The 19,541-nt window shown below is 64.1% G+C and carries 15 protein-coding genes; 5 read left to right on the top strand and 10 right to left on the bottom strand.

Features of this window, described 5'->3' with window-relative positions:
- Positions 1 to 34 precede the first annotated feature (34 nt).
- Positions 35 to 1,108, bottom strand: a complete 1,074-nt coding sequence (locus LVJ94_43765) for a Gfo/Idh/MocA family oxidoreductase (protein ID WXB03811.1) — start codon at positions 1,106 to 1,108, stop codon at positions 35 to 37.
- 137 nt (positions 1,109 to 1,245) lie between these two features.
- On the opposite strand from LVJ94_43765, the gene LVJ94_43760 reads away from it, so the two are divergent.
- Positions 1,246 to 2,439 (top strand): ROK family protein, encoded by a 1,194-nt coding sequence (locus LVJ94_43760; GenBank protein WXB03810.1) that lies wholly within the window; start codon positions 1,246 to 1,248, stop codon positions 2,437 to 2,439.
- A gap of 7 nt (positions 2,440 to 2,446) precedes the next feature.
- Here LVJ94_43760 and LVJ94_43755 read toward each other — a convergent pair whose 3' ends face one another.
- The 5 genes from LVJ94_43755 to argG form a co-directional block, all read right to left on the bottom strand.
- Positions 2,447 to 2,896 (bottom strand): hypothetical protein, encoded by a 450-nt coding sequence (locus LVJ94_43755; protein WXB03809.1) that lies wholly within the window; start codon positions 2,894 to 2,896, stop codon positions 2,447 to 2,449.
- A gap of 126 nt (positions 2,897 to 3,022) precedes the next feature.
- On the bottom strand, positions 3,023 to 4,465 hold the full coding sequence (locus tag LVJ94_43750) for a hypothetical protein (protein ID WXB03808.1): 1,443 nt from the start codon (positions 4,463 to 4,465) through the stop codon (positions 3,023 to 3,025).
- Positions 4,466 to 4,518: 53 nt separating this feature from the next.
- On the bottom strand, positions 4,519 to 5,079 hold the full coding sequence (locus tag LVJ94_43745; GenBank protein ID WXB03807.1) for a hypothetical protein: 561 nt from the start codon (positions 5,077 to 5,079) through the stop codon (positions 4,519 to 4,521).
- 268 nt (positions 5,080 to 5,347) lie between these two features.
- Positions 5,348 to 7,090 carry an alpha-L-fucosidase gene (locus tag LVJ94_43740; GenBank protein ID WXB03806.1) on the bottom strand — a complete coding sequence of 581 codons (1,743 nt, stop codon included), beginning with the start codon at positions 7,088 to 7,090 and terminating at the stop codon, positions 5,348 to 5,350.
- Between the two features lie 278 nt (positions 7,091 to 7,368).
- Positions 7,369 to 8,730 carry an argininosuccinate synthase gene (argG, locus tag LVJ94_43735; protein ID WXB03805.1) on the bottom strand — a complete coding sequence of 454 codons (1,362 nt, stop codon included), beginning with the start codon at positions 8,728 to 8,730 and terminating at the stop codon, positions 7,369 to 7,371.
- Positions 8,731 to 8,895: 165 nt separating this feature from the next.
- Between argG and LVJ94_43730 the strand changes: the two genes are divergently transcribed.
- Both LVJ94_43730 and LVJ94_43725 read left to right on the top strand, forming a co-directional pair.
- Positions 8,896 to 9,606 (top strand): queuosine precursor transporter, encoded by a 711-nt coding sequence (locus tag LVJ94_43730; GenBank protein WXB03804.1) that lies wholly within the window; start codon positions 8,896 to 8,898, stop codon positions 9,604 to 9,606.
- Positions 9,607 to 9,784: 178 nt separating this feature from the next.
- Positions 9,785 to 10,837, top strand: coding sequence for a hypothetical protein (locus tag LVJ94_43725; protein WXB03803.1), 1,053 nt, complete (start codon positions 9,785 to 9,787; stop codon positions 10,835 to 10,837).
- 410 nt (positions 10,838 to 11,247) lie between these two features.
- Here the strand turns inward: LVJ94_43725 and LVJ94_43720 are convergent, their stop codons facing one another.
- Positions 11,248 to 11,625 carry a cupin domain-containing protein gene (locus LVJ94_43720; protein WXB03802.1) on the bottom strand — a complete coding sequence of 126 codons (378 nt, stop codon included), beginning with the start codon at positions 11,623 to 11,625 and terminating at the stop codon, positions 11,248 to 11,250.
- A 123-nt stretch (positions 11,626 to 11,748) separates the two neighbouring features.
- On the opposite strand from LVJ94_43720, the gene LVJ94_43715 reads away from it, so the two are divergent.
- Positions 11,749 to 12,285, top strand: a complete 537-nt coding sequence (locus tag LVJ94_43715) for a TetR/AcrR family transcriptional regulator (GenBank protein ID WXB03801.1) — start codon at positions 11,749 to 11,751, stop codon at positions 12,283 to 12,285.
- On the opposite strand, the gene LVJ94_43710 is transcribed toward LVJ94_43715, so the two are convergent.
- Both LVJ94_43710 and LVJ94_43705 read right to left on the bottom strand, forming a co-directional pair.
- On the bottom strand, positions 12,282 to 15,689 hold the full coding sequence (locus LVJ94_43710) for a protein kinase (protein ID WXB03800.1): 3,408 nt from the start codon (positions 15,687 to 15,689) through the stop codon (positions 12,282 to 12,284). The genes LVJ94_43715 and LVJ94_43710 overlap by 4 nt on opposite strands.
- Positions 15,686 to 16,414, bottom strand: a complete 729-nt coding sequence (locus LVJ94_43705) for a sigma-70 family RNA polymerase sigma factor (protein ID WXB03799.1) — start codon at positions 16,412 to 16,414, stop codon at positions 15,686 to 15,688. Before LVJ94_43705 ends, LVJ94_43710 begins: the two co-directional genes overlap by 4 nt.
- A 264-nt stretch (positions 16,415 to 16,678) precedes the next feature.
- Here LVJ94_43705 and LVJ94_43700 point away from each other — a divergent pair, with 264 nt between their 5' ends.
- Entirely contained in the window at positions 16,679 to 18,181 is a 1,503-nt protein-coding gene (locus tag LVJ94_43700) for a hypothetical protein (protein ID WXB03798.1), read from the top strand.
- A 14-nt stretch (positions 18,182 to 18,195) separates the two neighbouring features.
- Here the strand turns inward: LVJ94_43700 and LVJ94_43695 are convergent, their stop codons facing one another.
- The gene (locus tag LVJ94_43695) at positions 18,196 to 19,527 is read right to left on the bottom strand and encodes an MFS transporter (protein ID WXB03797.1); all 1,332 of its coding nucleotides are present in this window, start codon (positions 19,525 to 19,527) and stop codon (positions 18,196 to 18,198) included.
- Between the last annotated feature and the right edge of the window lie 14 nt (positions 19,528 to 19,541).

Here is a 19,541-nt window from a genome sequence, read left to right as displayed (position 1 = left end):
GTTCAGCGCACCACCCGCGTGAGAACGCCGCGCTTCACGCCGGCACCTCCTGCCAAGAGCGCGTCTCGGCGGAGCGGAGGACGGCTTGCACGATGCGTGCGGCACGCAGTCCGTCGGCGAAGCGCGGAAGGCCGTTCGGTACGTCGCCGGTGCGCATGGCTTGGTAGGCGTCGCGGACGAAGCCATCGAACGCGTCGGCGTAGCCTTGCGGGTGGCCGCCCGGCGCCACCACGTAGCGTGCGGCCTCGGGGGAAAGCTGCTCGGGATCGCGCCGCACGACGTGGTCGCCGTCGCGCCGGCCGATCCATGCGCTTTCGGGCGCCTCTTGATCGAAGACCAGCGTTTCGTGCTGCCCGGAGAGCTCGATGGCCAGTCGGTTCTTTCGGCCCGCGGAAACCTGGCTCACCACCACCGAGCCGCGGGCGCCCCGATCCGTGGCGAACAACATGGTGACGAAGTCCTCCGTGGGGCGTTCCCGGTGTGCGCGCGCCATGTCCGCGCACAGCTGCACGATGCGGTGGCCGGTGACGAATTCGACGAGATCGCACCAGTGCGAGCCGATGTCGGCGAAAGCGCGCGAGCGCCCGCCGAGGTCCGCATCGACGCGCCAGTTGTGATCGCCCGGCAAGAGCAGCCAATCCTGCAAGTACGTGCCGTGGATCAGATGCAGCGCGCCCGGCGTGCCGGCGGTGACGCGTCGGCGCAGCTCACGCACCAGCGGATAGAATCGGTACACGAAGGGGACGGCGGCCACGGTGCGGCTCGCGCTCTCCGCGAGCACCAGTCGTTCGGCACCCGATACATCGAGGGCCAGCGGCTTTTCGCAGATGACGTGCTTGCCCGCGGCGAGGGCCGCCTCGGTGAGCGGCACGTGCAGATGGTTCGGCGTGCAGATGTGCACCACGTCCACGTCCGGCGCGGTCACGAGCTCTTCGGACGATGCGAACGCGCGCTCCGCGCCCAACTCGGTAGCAGCCGCCCGCGCGCTCTCCGCACTGGAGGCCGAGATGCCCACCAAGCGTGCCCCGGCGAGCCGCGCCGAACGTGCATGGATGCGGCCCACGAACCCTGCTCCGGCAATGGCCACGCGAAAGGTCGAGTTCATCATGGTACTGGTACGTGGACTTTTGCTTGTTGTAAAGCATAAGTTGTGATGCAATAAGTCAAAAGAAGACGGTCTTCCTTCCGCGTGACAGCTTCGACTGTGGTTCGGGGGTCGAGGTTTGCCTTATGGTTTCGAAACCGATGTTGCGGGAGCGTTTAGTCAGTCAGCCGGTCACCGGCTCCGGGGCACTCCTGCAGGTCATTCGGCAAGGCCGGGCAACGACCCGTGCCGAGTTGATCGAAGTGACTGGCCTCGCCCGCTCGACGGTGGCGCAGCGCCTCGATCTTTTGCGCGCGCGCGATCTGATCGTCGACGCCGGTGAAAATCCGTCGACGGGGGGTCGCCCCCCGGCGGTCTTCGCCTTCAACCAGAACGCGGGCCTCGTGCTCGTGGCCGATCTGGGCGTGACCCATTGCCGGCTGGCCGTGGCGGATCTCGCAGGGCGCCCGCTCATCGAGCTGGCCACGGACTTGGAGATCGCCAAGGGGCCGGAGCACGTCCTCACCTGGGTTCGCGATCGCTTCGTCGACTTGGTCGATCGCTCCGGCCGCAACATGAACGAGGTGCGCGGCATTGGCATCGGCGTGCCCGGCCCCGTCGAGTTCGCGACGGGGCAGGCGGTGCACCCGCCCATCATGCCGGGGTGGGATGGCTTCTCCATTCCCAACTGGTTCTCGCGTTACCACGACGAGGTGCCCGTGCTCGTGGACAACGACGTCAACATCATGGCCATCGGCGAGCATTGGATGCACTGGCGCGACGCCGCGCACCTTCTATTCGTCAAAGTCGGTTCGGGCATCGGTTGCGGCATCGTCGCCGGAGGAACGATCCACCGCGGTGCGCAAGGCGCCGCCGGCGACATCGGTCACATCCAAGTGACGGACCGCGAGGATGCCACCTGCCACTGCGGCAACGTCGGCTGCCTGGAGGCCGTCGCGGGCGGTCTCGCCATGGCGCGCGCGCTCACCGGCATGGGCATCCCCGCGGCCACCAGCCGCGACGTGGTGAAACTCGCCCGCGGCGGCAACCGCGACGCCGCCATGCTGGTGCGGGAAGCCGGCCGCGCCCTCGGACAAGTGCTCGCGGCCGCCGTCAACCTGGTGAATCCCGGGGTCATCGTCATCGGCGGCGACGTGGCCCACGCGCACGAGCAACTCCTCGCCGGCGTGCGCGAAGAGCTCTATCGCCGCTCCTTGCCGCTGGCCACGCGCCACCTCCGCATCGCGCGCAGCGAACTGGAAGACCGCGCCGGCGTGATCGGTGCGGCCGTCATGGTCATCGAGCACATTCTCTCGCCCGACGCCGTCGACCGCGCCCTCGCCACCGGCGCGTGATTTCAATTCAGGGTTCCGTGCGAAGTTCCCCCGAGGCGCTGCCCATCAACGACGAAAAGGGTCCGCCGTCGACGGCCACGGCGCTCGGTTCCAGGCTTCCTCCGTGCAGATCCGTCGACTGGGTCAGCAACTGCTCGTGGCACGAATAGGGCAAGCCTCCCATGAGCTGGGAGCACGAAATCGATCGCAAGTCGGGTAAGCAAGACCGACGAAGTTGACCCTCGTCACGAATCTGGACGACGCGGGAGCAGTTCGTACCCGCCTCCGCGTAATACGCGTCGTACGTTTCTTGGCGCTCCGCCCCGCAGCGCGTGTACGCGTCGATGACGGCGTCGCCGAGATCGAAACACGAGCGTTGGACGTCGGCATCGTTGTCGCTGCTGCTGCACCCGGTGATCGACGAAAGCAAAGCTGCAAAAAGAAAAGAAAGACTCGATAAGCGAACGAACGTGGACATTGAGAGAAGCCTCCTAAAAAGGTGTCTCTCGTTACTGCAATTGGAGCGCCACACTGTAATTTGCCGAAACGCGCGAAAAACCGGCCAAGCGTAATCGCGCGTTCATATCGAAGTTTCGATACGCGGTTACGGTACCGGAATGACGATTTCGTCCGTTTTGCACCCGAGGACCAGGCGCACCTTGGCTGCCGAGTCACCTTCGATGCTCTGGCACGAATTGCCGTAAAAACGGACCAGGGTGGGGGACGCATCGTTGTCGAAGGTCCAGCCATTTGCAGGGCCGTGCGGGATCTGCGTCGCCGGCCCCGAAGCACTCTCTCGCACGATGTTCGACCGTGTCGGATCGATGGCAGGGTGCGATGACGGCAAGGCGAAGTCGCAGCCGACGACCCTGCGCTGAATGGCAAATAGTGCGTTGACGAAATCCGAAGTCAGAGCGCTCGTGCTCTTGTTCCCGGGCGTGACCTGAAAGTGGCATGGATGGCCCGACGGCTCACCGGCCCAATCGGGGTTGCACGCTGCCGAGGCCGTCCCACCGCCCGCCTTGGCCAAGTGACCGAGGAAGACTTCGTCGTAGTCGGCCGGGTTCGCCGTCGGATCGCCCAAACCGATCACGAACGTCGTCACCGGCGGATTCGCCGCACGCAGACGCGCGAGCGCTTGCACGGAGGCGCTGGCGTCGGGGTTCGAGACGTTGTCGTCCGAGGGGGTCCCGTTGACGATGAGAAGCAAATAGCGCCGTCCGCCCGGCGAAAGGTCCGCCGACGCCGGGTCGAAGGTCTGCAGAAGCCGACCCTGTCCATTGATCGCGGCCAGCAGTGGCAGGTCCCCGCTCGGGTAAACGTTGCCAATGGGATACTGCGCGGTTCCATTGTGCGGGATCACCGGTGCCGTGCGTGCCGTGAGCACATTCATCTGAGGGTCGCCCACCGCGGCGGTGGGGATATCCTGTTGATCGTCTCCGATGTCCGTCGTGCCGTTGATGACGTGAAATCCGATCCCAAGATCGCGATTGGGCGGATTGCGGCGGAGCACGCTCCACGCCGAATTGAGCGCGGAGCGCGCCGCAAGCCACTTTTTCCCGGTGGCGGCAACCGGGCCCTGTCCGGCTTTGGCGATGTCCCCACTTCCATCGGGGATGGTGGGCCGCTCCCTATTTTGGCTATCGGAGTCGCGTGCCCCCGCCACATACACCAGGCCGGCCGACGTCGTCGCCATGCCGTCCATGCGGCGCGACCCATCGAGCACGATGCGCGCGTACGCGGGTGTCCGCGGCAGATCGACGGTACCGGTGACGCACGAGTGCCACCCTCCATCGCCGCCGTCGTATCCTGCGTCCCCCCCTTGCCCGGCACCGTCCGCGGCCGCGTCCGCCGCGGCATCGTCGCGCGTCGTTGCATCGTTCCCCGGGGCGGCATCGTTTTCACCGCCGCCCCTCGCATCGACGGACGCGTCGCCGCGTGCTTCGTCCGACGGGGACGCGTCGCTCGACCCGCATGCTGCCGCGAAGCATCCTGCTGCGCCAAAGAGAAGTGTTACCGCGAGAAGCCGAGAAGAACGAGTGCGCATCGCGACACGTTTACGCCAATTCGCGCCCGATCTTCCCGACGTTCCGATTTTTCCTATCGTTCGTCGACGAGCCCGCGCAACGCGGGCACCAGGCTTCGATCGGCCGTGGCGTGCGGCGCGATGCTTTCCGGCGCCATGCTTTGGACCACTTGCAGTTGCTCCTTGCAGCTCGGGTGGGTCGTCTGGAGATCGGCGCACGCTACGGAGCCGAACCAAGGAATGCACTGCCCCCGAAGCTCGCCTTCGTCGCGGATGCTGACGACCTTCGGGCACGTGGGCCCACCAGCCTCCGCGATGTAGAGGTCGTAGACCTCTTGATACGTGAGGGTCGTGCAACGAGAGTAAGCTTTGGCAAATGCCTCGCCGAGGTCGGTGCACGCTTTCACGATCTTCTCGCGAGGGTCGCCACCGGTGCTGCCATCTCCCGTGTCACTGCCACCGTCGCTGGCGTCCGGCTTTTCATCGCCGGCGTCCGCCCTGAGAACGATGCCGCTGTCCGTCCCAGCATCGGGCCGTGGCGGCTGTTGTACATGACCGTCGCCATCCGAGCTGCTGCAAGCGGCGATGGAAGAAGCTAGGGCAACGAATAGATAAGAAAAGGTAGATAAGCGCATGAACGTGGACATTGAGAGAAGCCTCCTAAGAAGGTGATCTCCCGTCATTGCAATTCGAGCGCCACCATCCATTGGCGCAAAACCTTCGACGGAACCCTCGAACGTAATCGCGCGTTCATGTCGCGCACCCATTGGAAGTTACGCTCCCCGTTGCACGAGCAACATGTTGCGAAACTTCGCAACCGCGGTGCATGCGCGGTCGAGACAAGGGGAGAAAAGCGAAAAAGGGAGCCCCCCCTCCGGCTCCCTCTTGATTAAGTGACTTCCCTCACGGCGAAGGATAGAGCTGGGTCGCCGGCACGATCTCCTGCAGCGTATTCGGGCTCATCCAAAGCAGCTTCATCGATGCCTCGCCACCACGTTCCGTTTGCTCGAGTCGAATCGTATGGCGGTGCCCCGCCTGCAGGGTCACCGTGCCCCGATCGATCTGCGGGCCGTGCGGCGACGTGTTGTCGATGACCAGCTGCCCGTCGATCCATAGGCGCACCGTATCGTCGGACATCGCGACGAACGTATACGGTTCCGAATACCGCGGCTCGATGCTTCCCGTCCATCGCGACGAGAACGCTTCCGCCGGGATCTGGGCGGCCGGCGAACCGGTGAATTTCCAATTGTAATTGACCCGCGCATCCGTGCGGCGCACCGTTGGCTCACCGGAGAAATTCGCATTGGGCCAAAACTGCGCGGACAATCCCGTGCCGCTCCCCACCGGAGTGGCGGCGGCCGTGGCTATGCCCAATTCGATGACCGTCGGATCTCCGACGCGGCTGCCGCTCGGCCGAATCGTCACGGTATCGCCCGAGCGCGTCGCGCTCACCGTTTGCGAGCTGCCCAGCACCCGCGCCCCCGTCACATTGAACGAGGCTCGCGCGTGCAACGTCAGCGATCCGCCCGATGCCGGCCAATTGAAGACCGATGCATACAGCTTGCTTCCGCGGCGGCTCACCACGCCCCACGAAGGCTCGTCGACCACGCCAGGGCTTTCCGCCTGGTACACCGCACCCGACTGCCCATTGGCGCCAAGCCAACTGCCCATACCGCGCAGCCGCGTCGCCGCCTCCGTCGGCACCCGCCCGAGCGCATCCGGTCCGACGTTCAAAAGGTAATTGCCGCTCCGGCTCGCGATGGTGGTCAACTTGCGCGTCAGATCGGTCACCGATTTCCAGTTCTGATCGTGCCGCGCATACCCCCAGCTCCCATTGATGGTCATGCACGATTCCCACAATTGACCAAGCACCGGCTCGTTTGGAATCTCCTGCTCCGGCGTGCCCGTGTCACCATCCGCCACACGCCGCTTTCCGACCCGGTTGTTGATGACCAAATTCGGATCCAACCCGCGCAAGTACGCTTCCAATTGCTCGCCGTCCTCGGCCCGCCACGGATTGTACGGGTTGGTCGTATCCCATTCGCCGTCGAACCAGAAGACCGCCGGATGGTAATTGTCGACCAGCTCCTTCAGCTGCGCGTACATGCGCTCTTTGTATTTGGGAAACGTGGACGCGTTCGGAAAGTCCGGATCGTGCCAATCCCAGATGGAATAATAGAACCCGAGCTTCACCCCGCGCGCATCCGAGGCGCGTTTCAGCTCGGCCAAGATGTCGCGCGTCTTGTCGAACGCCGAGTGGTCCCTCAGGTTCCACGTGTTGACCTTCGTCGGCCACATCGCGTACCCCTCGTGGTGCTTCGACGTGATGACGATGTAGCGCTGCCCGGCATCCTTCGCCAGCGTCGCAATCGCATCGGCGTCGAACCCGCTCGGGTTGAACGTCTTGGCGAACTGCTCGTACTCGCCTATCGGGATGTTGCAATTCCGTTTGATCCACTCGGCATCGCGGCAAACGCTCCCACTCGGCGAGGTGTACTCACCCTCGTAATGGGAATACGCGCCGAAGTGGATGAACATCCCGAAGCGATCCTGCCGCCACCAGGCGGTGCGCGCGGCGGTGAAGGGATCGTCGATCGCATAGTTGGTTCCGGGGCCGCTCGCTGCGAGCTCCTGCGCGCCATTCATCGGATGAATAGCGCCTTCATCCTCGGTTAAGGCATCGCTTTGACAGCCGTAGAAGAGGAACAGGACGGGCAAGGAGACAACTGCGCGAAAATACCTCGAGAAACTACGCTTCATGGGGAACCTCGCGAGGGGGGTGGATTGGCATCTCCATACCTGACCTATGGCAACCCCGGCGATAATCATCCCATCATTCGCAAGCTGAACCGCAAAAGAAAAGCTCCCGACCGGTCCATGCCCGGCGGGAGCTTTCCATACGTTTGGTTCGCGACAGCGAGGTTCTACTTCTTCTCGTCGTCGTTCGCGCCACCGCCCAGCAGCGCGATGACCTTGTTGCCTTCACCGGCGGACAACCCGTGGGTGGCGTTCATCCATTGCAGAAGGAGCGCGCGGTTGTCGCCCACGTTGAGGTTCTGCATCTCGAGGGCGCCGATGCGGTCCTCCGGCGTGAAGGCCGGGTCCGCGACCTTCTCCATCGAGAGCTTGTCCGGATCGTAGGACATGTGCGGCGCTTGCGTGGCGAGCAAGGTGTAGTCGTCGCCGCGGCGCAGTTCGAGGGTCACCTTCCCGGTGACGGTGGGCGAGATCCAGCGCGTGAGCGAGTCCTTGAGCATCATCGACTCCGGATCGAACCACTTGCCCTCGTAGAGCAGACGCCCGAGGCGCCGGCCCAAGGTCATGTACAGATCCGTGGTCGACTCGTTGTGAATCGCCGAGAGAAGCCGCTCGTAGGCAATGTGCAGCAGCGCCATGCCCGGCGCCTCGTAGATGCCGCGGCTCTTGGCGTCGATCACGCGGTTCTCGATCTGGTCGCTCATGCCCAGGCCATGCCGCCCGCCAATTTGATTGCACAATGCAAAGAGCTCGAACGACGATTCGAAGCGGTCGCCGTTGATGGCCGTGGGCCAGCCCGCCTCGAACTCGACGGTGACCTGCTCCGCCTCGATGGTCACGTCTTTCTTCCAGTGGGCCACGCCCATGATGGGCTCCACGATGTGCATGTTCGCGTCGAGCCGCTCGAGGTCCTTGGCCTCGTGCGTGGCGCCGAGCACGTTCGAGTCGGTCGAATACGCCTTCTCCGTCCCCATCTTGTAGGGGAGCTTCAGCGAAATGAGGTATTCGCTCATTTCCTTGCGGCCGCCGAAGGCCGAGACGAACGCCGGATCGAGCCACGGCTTGTAGATGCGAAGCTCGGGGTTTACCAGGATGCCGTAGCGGTAGAAGCGCTGGATGTCGTTGCCCTTGTGCGTGCTGCCATCGCCGAAGACGTTGACCCCGTCCTCGCGCATGGCCCGCACGATGGCCGTGGTGGTCACGGCCCGGCCGAGCGGTGTGGTGTTGAAGTACTTCTTGCCGCCCACCGACAGGTGGAAGGCGCCGCATTGGATGGCGATGAGCCCTTCGCGGACCATCGCCTCGCGGCAGTCGATCAACTTGGCCGCGCGTGCGCCGTGCTCGGTGGCGATGGGCGGGATATCTGCACAGTTCTTCTCGTCCGGTTGGGCGAGGTCCGCGGTGTACGCGAACACGTCGAGCCCTTGGCGCGACATCCACGCAACGGCGGCGCGGGTATCCAATCCGCCCGAAAAAGCGAGGCCAATTCGAGTTCCAGCGGGGGGCAGCGATCGATAGATGCGGCTCATGGTGGCCCCTGTTTACATCATTTTGGGAGGCTTGACGCGGCTCATCCTGGTTGCGTTCGGCAAGGGGAAAACAGCCTCCTGACACCTACATAATGAGGGCGTTCCCCTTCAGCTTCCTCTTGACCCCCGGGCGCGGGTGGGCTGGAAAAGCGTCCGACATTGGCCATGCGCAGCCCCGCACCCCGAAGTTACCGCTACTACGAGTTCGTGATGGTCGCCTTCGTGATCATCCTCGTGTGCTCGAACCTCATTGGCCCGGCCAAGATCGCGCAGGTCGACGCGCCCGTTCTGGGGCCGCTCTCCTTCAGCGCCGGCGCGTTGTTCTTTCCGGTCTCCTACGTGTTCGGTGACGTTCTCACGGAGGTGTACGGTTTTGCGCGATCGCGGCGGGTCATTTGGTCGGGGTTCGCCGCGCTCGCGTTTGCATCGTTCATGGCCTTCGTCATCGTCAAGTTGCCGCCGGCGCCATTCTGGAAGAACCAAGATGCTTACGAGATTGCGTTCGGCTCGACCTGGCGAACCGCGTCGTCGTCACTGGTGGCCTATTGTTGCGGGGAATTCGTCAATTCCTACGTCCTCGCGAAATTGAAGATTCGCACGGAGGGAAAACACCTCTGGATGCGCACCATTGGCTCGACTTTGTGCGGCGAGGCGGTCGACTCCCTCCTCTTTTATCCATTGGCCTTCTATGGAAGCGGCGTCATCCCCGATGACAAATTGCCGATGATCATGGCCGCGCAATTCCTGCTGAAGGTCGGCGTCGAAGTGGTCTTCACCCCACTGACCTACAAGATCGTGGCCTGGCTCAAACGCGCCGAACACGAGGACTATTACGATCGGGGGACGGACTTCACTCCGTTCTCACTGAAAGCCTGAACGCGCGACGAGCTTGAGCAGGTTGGGGCTTTGGAGGTGTGCAGTCACTGGCGCATCTTGCGCGCGTTCGGCGCGGACCTTACCCATTAAAATTGTGACCTTTTGGCGTCGTCGGGATAGGCTTCACCTGTCACTTTCCGCGCAATTCAAAAGAAGTATCACCGGAGGGGTAGCTGCGATGCCCGAACGCCAGCGCGTGACACACCAAAAGCGACGCTTCTTTTCGGCATCGTGCCTCGTTTCCATGGCCGGTCTCCTCACGCTGGCCACGCTGGTTACCGCGGGCTGCGTGAAACACTCCGCCGCGGCCGGGCCCCCCGCGACGGCGGCCGGCGCCGATCCTTCCGAGGCAGACCTGGAGACCGCGCGCGGGCTCTTCGCCGGGGCGATCAAGGACGAAGAAGCGCAAGACTGGGCGGCCGCGCGGGAGAAACTGCAGCGCGCCGGCGCCATCAAGATGACCCCGGGCATCCGCTTTCACATCGCGCTTTGCGAAGAGAACCTCAAATACCCGTGCGAGGCGCTGAACGACTACATCGCCGCGGTGAACCAAGCGCGCGACAACGAGGATAGCGAGGTGCTGCTCGCCTCCATCGATGGGTTGGGGCGTCTGGCCAGCCGGCTGCAGGTGCTGAAAACGTTTTCCCCCACCGCGGCAGGGCACATCGGCGTGCAATGCCAGCCCCGCGGCGGGGACGACACGATGGACAAGCTTCGCGCGGAGGCCGAGGCGCGCCAGGAAGAAGGCGTGAAGCGCCACACCGTGGGCGACGTGGCCGGTGCATGGCTCGCCTTCAAACAGGCCTATACGATTTATCCCAGCCCGAAGATTCTATGGAACCTGGCCCTATCCGAACTGGATACGGGAAGGAACCTCGATGCCGCCCGCCATCTGCACACCTATGCCGCGTTGAAAGACCCGTCGGTGACGCAGGAGAAGAAGAAAATCGCGAGCAAGCGCCTGGCCGAAGCGCGCAAGAAGCTAGGCGGCATTCTCGTCGAGGCAGCCCAGGGCGCGAAGATCTCGGTCGACGAGGAGCCGCTGCCGCAAGGCTACGAAGACGGTGACCTCATCGAGCTCGATCCGGGCCATCACGTGGTCGTGGCGGAGTTGGGGCCGCTCCGCCAAGAGCGATCCATCAAGGTGAAGCTGGGCAAGGTCACCAAGGTGGCCATGGACGAATCGGCGAAGACGAAACCGCCGGACCAGGTCAAGGCCGCGCTCAAGTAGACGACGAAGAGCCGCACGTTGGCTTAACTATCCCCGGAAGAAGAGAAGCTGCCCCACCCGGCAGCGCTCTCCGGTGCTCTCCATGTCCTCATTTCGCGCTGCTGCCCGCCCCAAAGCGGGTGCTCATGCCATGCTTTCTCGCGTCATCGCACGTGCCCCGCGCCGCATGGCATTCCGCGCCCGCAGGGGCGGGCCGTATGGCATCGCACTGAAAACGCCGACGCGGACGAGGCCGGAGGGGGAGAGGCACGGATTCGCAAATCGCGAATCGCAAATCGCGAATGCCCGTAACCTCCATCATCATCGACCAGTTGTTCACGGCCCCACGAAATCTTGACGCTCTTGGCGGTTGGGCAAGATTCTTCGTCTCGTAGGAAACGCCGATCGTTCCATTCCTCCGAGACGAAGGTCTAATCGTTCCACTCCGTGTTGCCCTCGCGCGGCGTGATGAACAAGATTCGCGCCTCGGGCGTGTGCAGTTTGCCCGAGTGTGCAACTCCCTTGGGGATCAGAAGCGCGTCGCCGGGGCCCAGTTCGTGCGCCTTCTCGGGCCCTTGGGCTGGGCGCAAGGTCATCGTGCAGCGGCCTTGGAGGATGACGAGCAGCTCGTCGCCGCCGTCGTGGCGTTCCCAGAAGCCGTGCGTGCGATCTTGCGCGATGCGGATGACCCCGAGCATGGCCGTGCCGTCCACGGCATAGTCGCCGAGGATGCTCGGCCGGGCGGGATCGGTAATGGCCTCGAGGGCGCTGGCAATATGGAATGAAGTGCCGGTCTGTATTGCGGACATGTGCTCAATATGGGAATGTGAAACCGGCTTCGCCAATCGCATTCCGGCGGCCGCACTTCGATGGAGACGAACCCGAGAAAAAGGCCTCGCCAAGCGCGTTCCCAGGCCACCGTCGATGCGCTCATGGACGCGCTGGCTCAGGTTTTGACCGAGCATGGCTACGAGGGGACCACCACCGCGCGCGTGGCCGAGCGGGCCGGTGTGAGCATTGGCTCGCTGTACCAGTACTTCCCCAACAAGGAAGCGCTGGTGGCGGCGCTCATCGAGCAGCAAGCCGCGAAGCTCGCGGCCGACTTCGACCAGGCGCTCGCCGGTTGTGCGTCACTGGAGGACGGGTTGCGCGCTCTCGTGCGCACGGCCATGGGCGCGCGGCCGATGGATCCCGCACTCCACCGCATCCTCAACGAGCAGGTGCCCCGCGTCGGCCGCGTCGCGGAAGCGATGGCTGCGAGCCGCTGCATCGAGCAGGCGATCGCCCGCCTCTTGCAAGCGCACCGCCATCGCTTGCCGGCCGAGCGCGATCCGGTGCGCGCGGCTTTGGTGCTGGAGACGGCGCTCGAGGCGCTCGTCCACAAATCGGTGAACGGTCGTCCCGAGCTCCTCGCCGGCTTGGAGGAGGAGTTGTACGCACTCGCGGCCGGGTATCTGATGGCGCCTTAGAGAGGGCACCGGAGCGCGCGGCTGCGCCGAGCTGCCTCGTCGGCGGTCACGGAACGCGGGCGCGCCGCACCCCATCGCTGCAGGACGAAACGATACGCGTCGCACGCACCGGGGATGTCCGAGGCCTTCTCTTTGGCTGCGCCGAGCCACAGGTGCGCTTGCACGTGGAGTGTGCCGCGCTGAATTCCCTGACACGTCCGTGCTGCGGTTTCGAGAAGAGGTATCGCCCCCGCGACGTCGCCCGCAAGAAAACGCATATGCCCCTCGTAGGCCTCGAGCACACCCATATTCACGGGCTCATTGTCCACCATTGGGACGGACCCCGCCTCGTGGCGAGGGTCGCGAAGCATGGCTTCGGTCGCCTGAATGCGAGATCCGACCGCGGGGCCCCATCGGAGCACCCAACGCTTGAAGCTGTCGATCTTCACCCGAGTGTTCTGCTCCCAAAGGTCGGTCGCGCCCTTCCATGCCTCCGGGGTCAGCCGGCCATGCTCGAGCGCCGTGGCGAAAAGAGACGGTTTCGCGTACTCGGATATCAAGGCCAGCGCGTCGCCGCGGATCCACACTTCGTTGCGCCGGAAAAAACGTTCCGCAATGAGGGCTGCATCGCGGCCTCGTCCCATCTCGCGCAGCGCTTCGACGGATAGGAGTGCCGCGGACAGGTGTTCTTCGATGAGTGCCGAGCCACGCACTCGACGCTCCAACTGTTCGGTGATGCGAAGCGCTGCCTCGAAGTCACCCGTCCAGATCTCGAGCTCGGCCGAATCTCGGAGGCGCGCGAGCTCGCTCGCTTCGGGGGAGAGATTCTTCCACCGCAAGGAGAGCGCTTCTTCGATTGCCTCGCGCGATGCGCCGCTGCCGGCCAGTGCGTCCGCGAGCTCGCGGTGGGCCCACGTCTGGTCCCCTTCCGATGCGACCCAGTGCCGCGCCTGCGTCACCGCCTCGCTACAGCGACCGGTGCGACGCAGATCGACGCTGCGATCCTCCATGCAGTCGACCGCTTCCGGCGAGAGGTCCAGACATCGATCGAGCGCAAGGATCTCCTGGTCGTGGCGGCCGAGACGGCAAAGAATGTGCGACTCCAACTGCCAGGCGTCCGCATAAAGGGGATCGATTTCCGTGGCTCGACGCACCATCGCGAGCAAATCTTCGAGCTCGTGAGGGAGCATCGCGACGGCCGAATGCCGCAGCGCCGCGAGGACGCGAAGCTCCGCATCCTCGGGGAATCGGCGCACGCCTTCATCGAGGAGCCGAGTGGTTCCGTTGTCGTCGGGAAACTCGGGCGAGATCAGCAGGGCGAACGCGTCGAGCACGAGACGATCGCGGCCGCTGAGCTTTTCGCGCAGAGACAGCGTTCGGCCGAGCTGCTCGATCTGCCGCGCCCTAGGCCAGCGCTTTCTCGGAATCACCGTCAAGCGAAGTTGCGTTTCGGGGCACGCGGGATCGATGGCGGCCGCTTTCTCGAAGTACGCCGTTGCTCGCTTCCAATTCGCTGCACGAAGGGCCTTCAGCCCTTCCTCATGAAGCTCGGCAGCCGCGGGGGCGCACGTTGCAGACACCGGGAGCGCAACGACCGACGTAGGGCTCGGCACCGAGATGGCGGTCGGCGTGGAGGCCCGCTGCGGCAGGGGCGCATGAAGCACGAGCCCCAGCGCCACCAGGGCCGCTGCGATCCATCCGAGGTGGCGAAATCGCTTGCGCACGGGGACAACCTGTTCACTCGGCTCGAGTGCTGCGAGGAGCGCCGCCATCGTTGGGTAGCGATCCTCACGCCGTTTGCTCATGGCTCGTCGAATCACATCGGCGACTTCGTGAGGCAAGGGCGCATCGTGCGGCCGCCCTTCGAGCACCGAGGCCATCGCCACCAGAGGGTCGTCGTCGGGCCATGGTAGGCCTCCGGTCACGAGCTCGTAGGCCGTCACGCCCCACGCAAATTGATCGGTGCGCCCGTCCAGCGGTTCGCCGCGAATCTGCTCCGGCGCCATGTACGCGGGCGTTCCCACGACGCCCGCGGGCACCGCCGTCGCGAGACCGAAGTCGACGAGCTTGACCGCATCATCGTCTCCGACCATCACATTGTCCGGTTTCACATCACCGTGCACCACGCCCGCTTGGTGCGCGGCGCCGAGGCCGCCCGCGACCTGCATCATCCATCGAAGCTTCCGCCGCAGGTCCACCGAAGGATCGCCCACGTAGGTGCGGAGGTCTTTGCCGGTGATGCACTCGCTCGCCAAGAAAGGAATCTGTTCGTGCACGCCGACGTCGTAGACGGTCACGATGTTCGGATGGCTCAACGCCGCGGTCGCACGCGCCTCGCGAACCAGTCGTGCCGATGTTTCGCGATTCGGTGAGCCGCGAAGAACTTTGAGCGCGACGGGCCGGTTCAAGGTCGTGTCGACGGCGCGAAACAGTTCGCCCATGCCCCCGGCACCCAGGGGCCCATCGAGGACGTAGCGACCGAAGACGGTGCCAGGCAAAAGCTCCAAGTTTCCGCGCGAGGCCGGCACAGCGCTCGTCTGCACCTCGCCCTCGATGCGCTCGAGTGCCTCGCGTACGGCTTCCGCCGATGGCGGGCGAAGGTCCCGCTCCTTCGCGAGCAACGCAGCCACCAGCTCGTCGAGAGCTGCCGGAATGTCCGGACGTAGATCGGCCACGCGCGGAGGTTCGAGAAGTACCAGCTTGGCAAGCGACGTGAGCGCGCGCGAGCCCTCGAAGGCCTCCGCGTCGGTGAGGCAGCGGAAGAGGAGGCACCCGAGGGAAAAGAGATCGGCCCGCCCATCGAGATCCGCGACGCCGTGCGCTTGCTCCGGCGCCATGTACCCGGGGGTTCCGACGATGGTTCCCGTCGCGGTCTTGTTGGAGTCCCCGTCGGCGATTCGTTCGACGCCGATCGATCGGGCAAGCCCGAAGTCGGCGAGCTTGGCCTGATCGATCGCTCGATCTGGGAGGAGCACATTGCTCGGTTTGATGTCGCGGTGAAGGATTCCGAGCGCGTGCCCCGATGTCAGCGCCTCGGCGATGCGCCGGCCGACCTTCACGACCTCGTGCACGTCGAGCGCGCTTCGTTGGAGTCTCCCGGCAAGCGTTTCGCCCTCGATCCACTCCATCGCTAGGTATGGTTCGCTGTCGCTGCTGACCCCATGCGCAACGTAGCGAACGACTGCCGGGTGTTTCAGCGTTTGCAGTGCGCGTGCTTCCGCGTCGAACCTTCGTAAAGCGGAAGGACTGCTCGTGCGTAGAACCTTCAGGGCGACGCGTGCCCCCGTTACATGGTCGTGCGCTCGGTACACGATGCTGGTGCCGCCCAATCCCACTTCACCCTCGATGTCGAAGCGCCCGGCGAAGACCAGGGGATGTGTTTCCCATTGCACCGAGTCGATGATTTCGCTCGGCGAACGCTTCACAAGGAAAGCCCCAACACGATCCGCGCTTCGTCCTGCATCTCCTGCTCACTTCCAGTGCAGTCCCGAAGTGCCTCGAGCAACGCAGCGCGGAACTCTCGGCGTGCGTACGAAAGGCGGTTGTTGACGTCCCCAATCGAGATGCCGAGCGTGGAGGCAATGGTCTCGTAGGTCGAGCGCTCCGCGTCGTCGCGCAGGTGAAAGAGCTCGAAGGCGCGAAAGTGGACCTTCCTTCCTTCACGCTCACAAACCGTGCGAAGCGATTCGACCGCGGTCTCGACCAGGGACTTTACCCACTCCGCGTCGAACACGGCCTCGGGATCGGCGACTGGAGCTTCACGCTCGATCTCCTCTTCCGCAAGACCGAAATCGAGCCGAAGAAGGGTCACTTCGCCACCGCGCTTTTTGGCGAGGTGTTGACGATCCATGTCGACGACGAGACGATCGACGCACATGCGAACGAAGGTGCGAAATCGCGCTTGGCCCGGATCGTACGATTGGAACGTCGTACGCTCGAGTGCACGCGCGAAGAACTCCTGCGTGATCTCCTCGGCCTCGGCGGGGGGCTTGCGCCAGCGAAGGCGGACGTACTTGTAGATCGGCTTCCAATACGATCTCGAAATGATCTTGAGCGACTGCGTTCGCTGCACCGGGTCCGGGCTCCGGACGCCGATAACCGCTGAGGGCGGAGTCTTGGGGAAGCCCGCACCAAACGGTTTATTCATCATGGTGAAACTTTGCCCGCGCAGTGGGATATCGGAAAGCGAGAAAGACAGGGAAACGGAGCGCAGATGTCTGTCTGACACCTTTTCGATGGTGACCATTGAGGTCGAGTGAAGGGAAAAGTGCGCTCGACTTCGACGAAAAAGAGCTTTTTGTTCCCGTCCGCCTAGCGGACCGACCCGGCATCGCCGAAAGGGACTTTCGTAGCCCTCAGCGTCGTCAGCCCGTCGAGCGACGGCGACGCCCATCCAAACCTGGAGAGAACAACGATGGTTCGTGCAACGACAGCGCGCGCGCTTGCGACGGTGTGCCTTTCCCTCGCGGGCGTGTCCGCATGCAGCTCGGACGGCGGGACGGAGCCGGGGGTGGCGGCGCAGGAGGTCTGCGCGACGAAGCACAAATCTTTCGATGTTGCGAATACGAAATACTTCCATGTTTTCGAATCGGATGCTGCTGCGGTGCAGGCGCTCCGAACGGGGTTCAACAACTACAAGTGGCTCGATCCTGGAAGCGCGCTGCAAAGACGTGGCGAGGCGGCCGCCGCGAAAGCGTACGCCGCATTCCAGAAGATCTATCCCGAGGCCACCCAGGACATGCCGGGGCCTCCGCGCATCATGATGATCGACGACCCTAATATCAACGCCTTCGCCATCAGCACACCCATCATCACCGAGGCAGACGGACGCCGCACGGCCCCGTGGATCTTCACCTATTTCAGCGGCATCTTTTCTGATGGCATGAGCGACGCACGGATCGAGCTCGTGGCGGCCCACGAGCTTGCGCACTTGCTCCTTCGTAATGGCAATCCCGACGTGTTCAAGCCCATTTACTATCGAGAGTCCACAGGCGAACAGGGGAAGATCTTCGGGGCATACGAGCCGAGCGAGCCCTTGATCGAAGGGCACGTCAATCTCATTCAGGACATAGGCTCACGCATCGGGCAAGTCGTGGTGCCCCAGCTCAATGGTTTTCCGACCCCGTATCTTGGGACGTCATTCATGGAGGATAAGAAGGCGCTCCCCGCGTATTTGCGGTACCTCGGATACTTGCACGCCGCCCAGTCGTCGGCGAGCACGAACAAAGCAGCTTGTACCCAAGCTGCAGCAGCATACAGCGAGGTCCTCCAGACCGTCCGGGCGCACAAGACGGATGACCTCGACGTTGACCTCGGGGCCGACGCGGGCAAACTCGACACCGCCACCAAGCGGTACGCCAGTGCCGAAGCGAGCTGTCTCGCGCACGTCAAAGCCACCTTTCGAGAGGTCGTCATCTACGCGAAGCGCGAGATGCGCGAAGACCCCGATGCCGCCAAGACGCTTGCCAAAATAGGCAACAACGAGGCACAGCTCCGGAGGTACCTCGGCCTCTCGCAGGTGGAGGTCGAGGCCGACGAGGCAGACCCCCAGGGATCTCCGAGCAATATCGTCACGAAGATCCTCAAGCTCGGAGCCATCGCGCAAACGCGACTTCGAGCCCATTTTGCAGACCCGACCTTCAAGTATCAGGAGCTGCGCATCTACACGAGAGAGGACGAGGCCGACGAGGCCGCGGTGCGCGTTGCAAAAGTCCTCGGCCTGAATGCCGACGACCTGGGGGAAGCCTTGATGCTCGATAATCCGGACTATGCAACGCACTGCCGAGACCTGATTGCAAGGGATCAGGTTCCTCCTTACGGGGGCGCGATCGATGATCATCACACCGCCTGCTGGCGTTCCTATCGGAATGCGAAGCTTGCATCGTCTCTCGAGACATGCGGGGCCAATTGGCCCTGAGCGTGCGCCGTGCGCTAGATGTGCTCGAGCGCGCGGCCCGTGGTGCGGGGACCGAGGATGGTGATGTTCAATGCGTTGAGGGCGATGACCGAGGCGACCACCACGAAGAGGGCGGCGGCGCCGTGGGCGTCCAAGATGGGGACGAGCACGAAGGGCATGGCCGCACTGGAGAGCCGTGAGAGGGCGTAGGTGGTGCCGCAGGCTGCTCCGCGAAGCTTGGTGGGGAAAATTTCTGCCTGGTAGATGTGGTAGCCGTTGGAAAAGACGTTGCTGGTGGTGGTGTAGAGAAATCCCAGAACGAGCACCCATACTGTGGACACCGCCGTGCCAAAGGCAATACCGAAGATGGCCATCAAGGCGAGTGCGCCGGCCACCACGTATTTGCGCTCGAAGCGCTCGATGATGGGAAGCGAAATCATGGAGCCGATGGGATAGCCAAGAAAGGTAAAGGCGCTGAACTGCAGCGACTTCATCGGATATCCCTTCGCCGTGAGAACCAGCGGTACGAGCGTGCCGAATCCGTAATACGCGAAGGGCTGCAGCAATTGAAACACGGTCATCATGCCCAGGCGGCGGCGCCACGGTGGCACGAGGAGATCGCGCAGCCGCGCGGTCTCCTCGCGCTCCTTCGCATCGCGGACCGCCACCACGGGTTCCGGGAGTGGTCCCGCCGCCTCGGCCTCGAGGCGCGCCACGAGCGCGCGCGCTTCGTCATGCCGTCCCACGGATTCGAGCCAGCGTGGTGACTCGGGCAGTCGCTGCCGCAGCGGGTACAGAATGATCGAGCCCAGCGCACCGAGCACGAACATCCACCGCCAACCGGCGATGCCCAACGGTGCGAGCGGTGTGAGGCCGTGCCCGAGAAAACCCACCGCGGGCACGCCAAAGAACGCCAGGGTGTAGGCCCACGCGGTGTAGCGGCCACGCTCCTTGGCGGGCAGCAGATCGCCCATGTACGCATCGGCGAGCGGTGGCTCGGCGCCGATGCCAATGCCGGCGAGAAAGCGCGTTGCCAGGAGCATGACCGGGCCCGTGCTGAAGGCACCGATGAACGAGAAAAGCGAATAGACCCAAAGGCCGAGCAAGAACGCCCGCCGGCGTCCTACGCGGTCGGCCAAGCGGCCCAGCGCGCTGGAGCCAATGGCCATGCCGAGAAACCCCGAGCCGAGAAGCGCGGGGAGCCAGTCCTTGGGCATGTGGAAATCGCGCACCAGCACCTGGCCGATCACACCGGCCAGAAAGATTTCGTACACGTCGAAGAAGAGGCCCAGGCCGACTGCGAAGGTCGCCATGCGGTGCGTTCGCGTGATGGGCAATCGGTCCATACGCGCGGCCACGTCGTTCATCGCCCCAGGCGTAC

The organism is Sorangiineae bacterium MSr11367, assembly GCA_037157805.1.
Lineage (GTDB): Bacteria > Myxococcota_A > Polyangia > Polyangiales > Polyangiaceae > Pendulispora > Pendulispora rubella.
The sequence above is the reverse complement of the archived record's forward strand: the minus strand, read 5'-3'. Positions and strand labels throughout refer to the sequence as shown.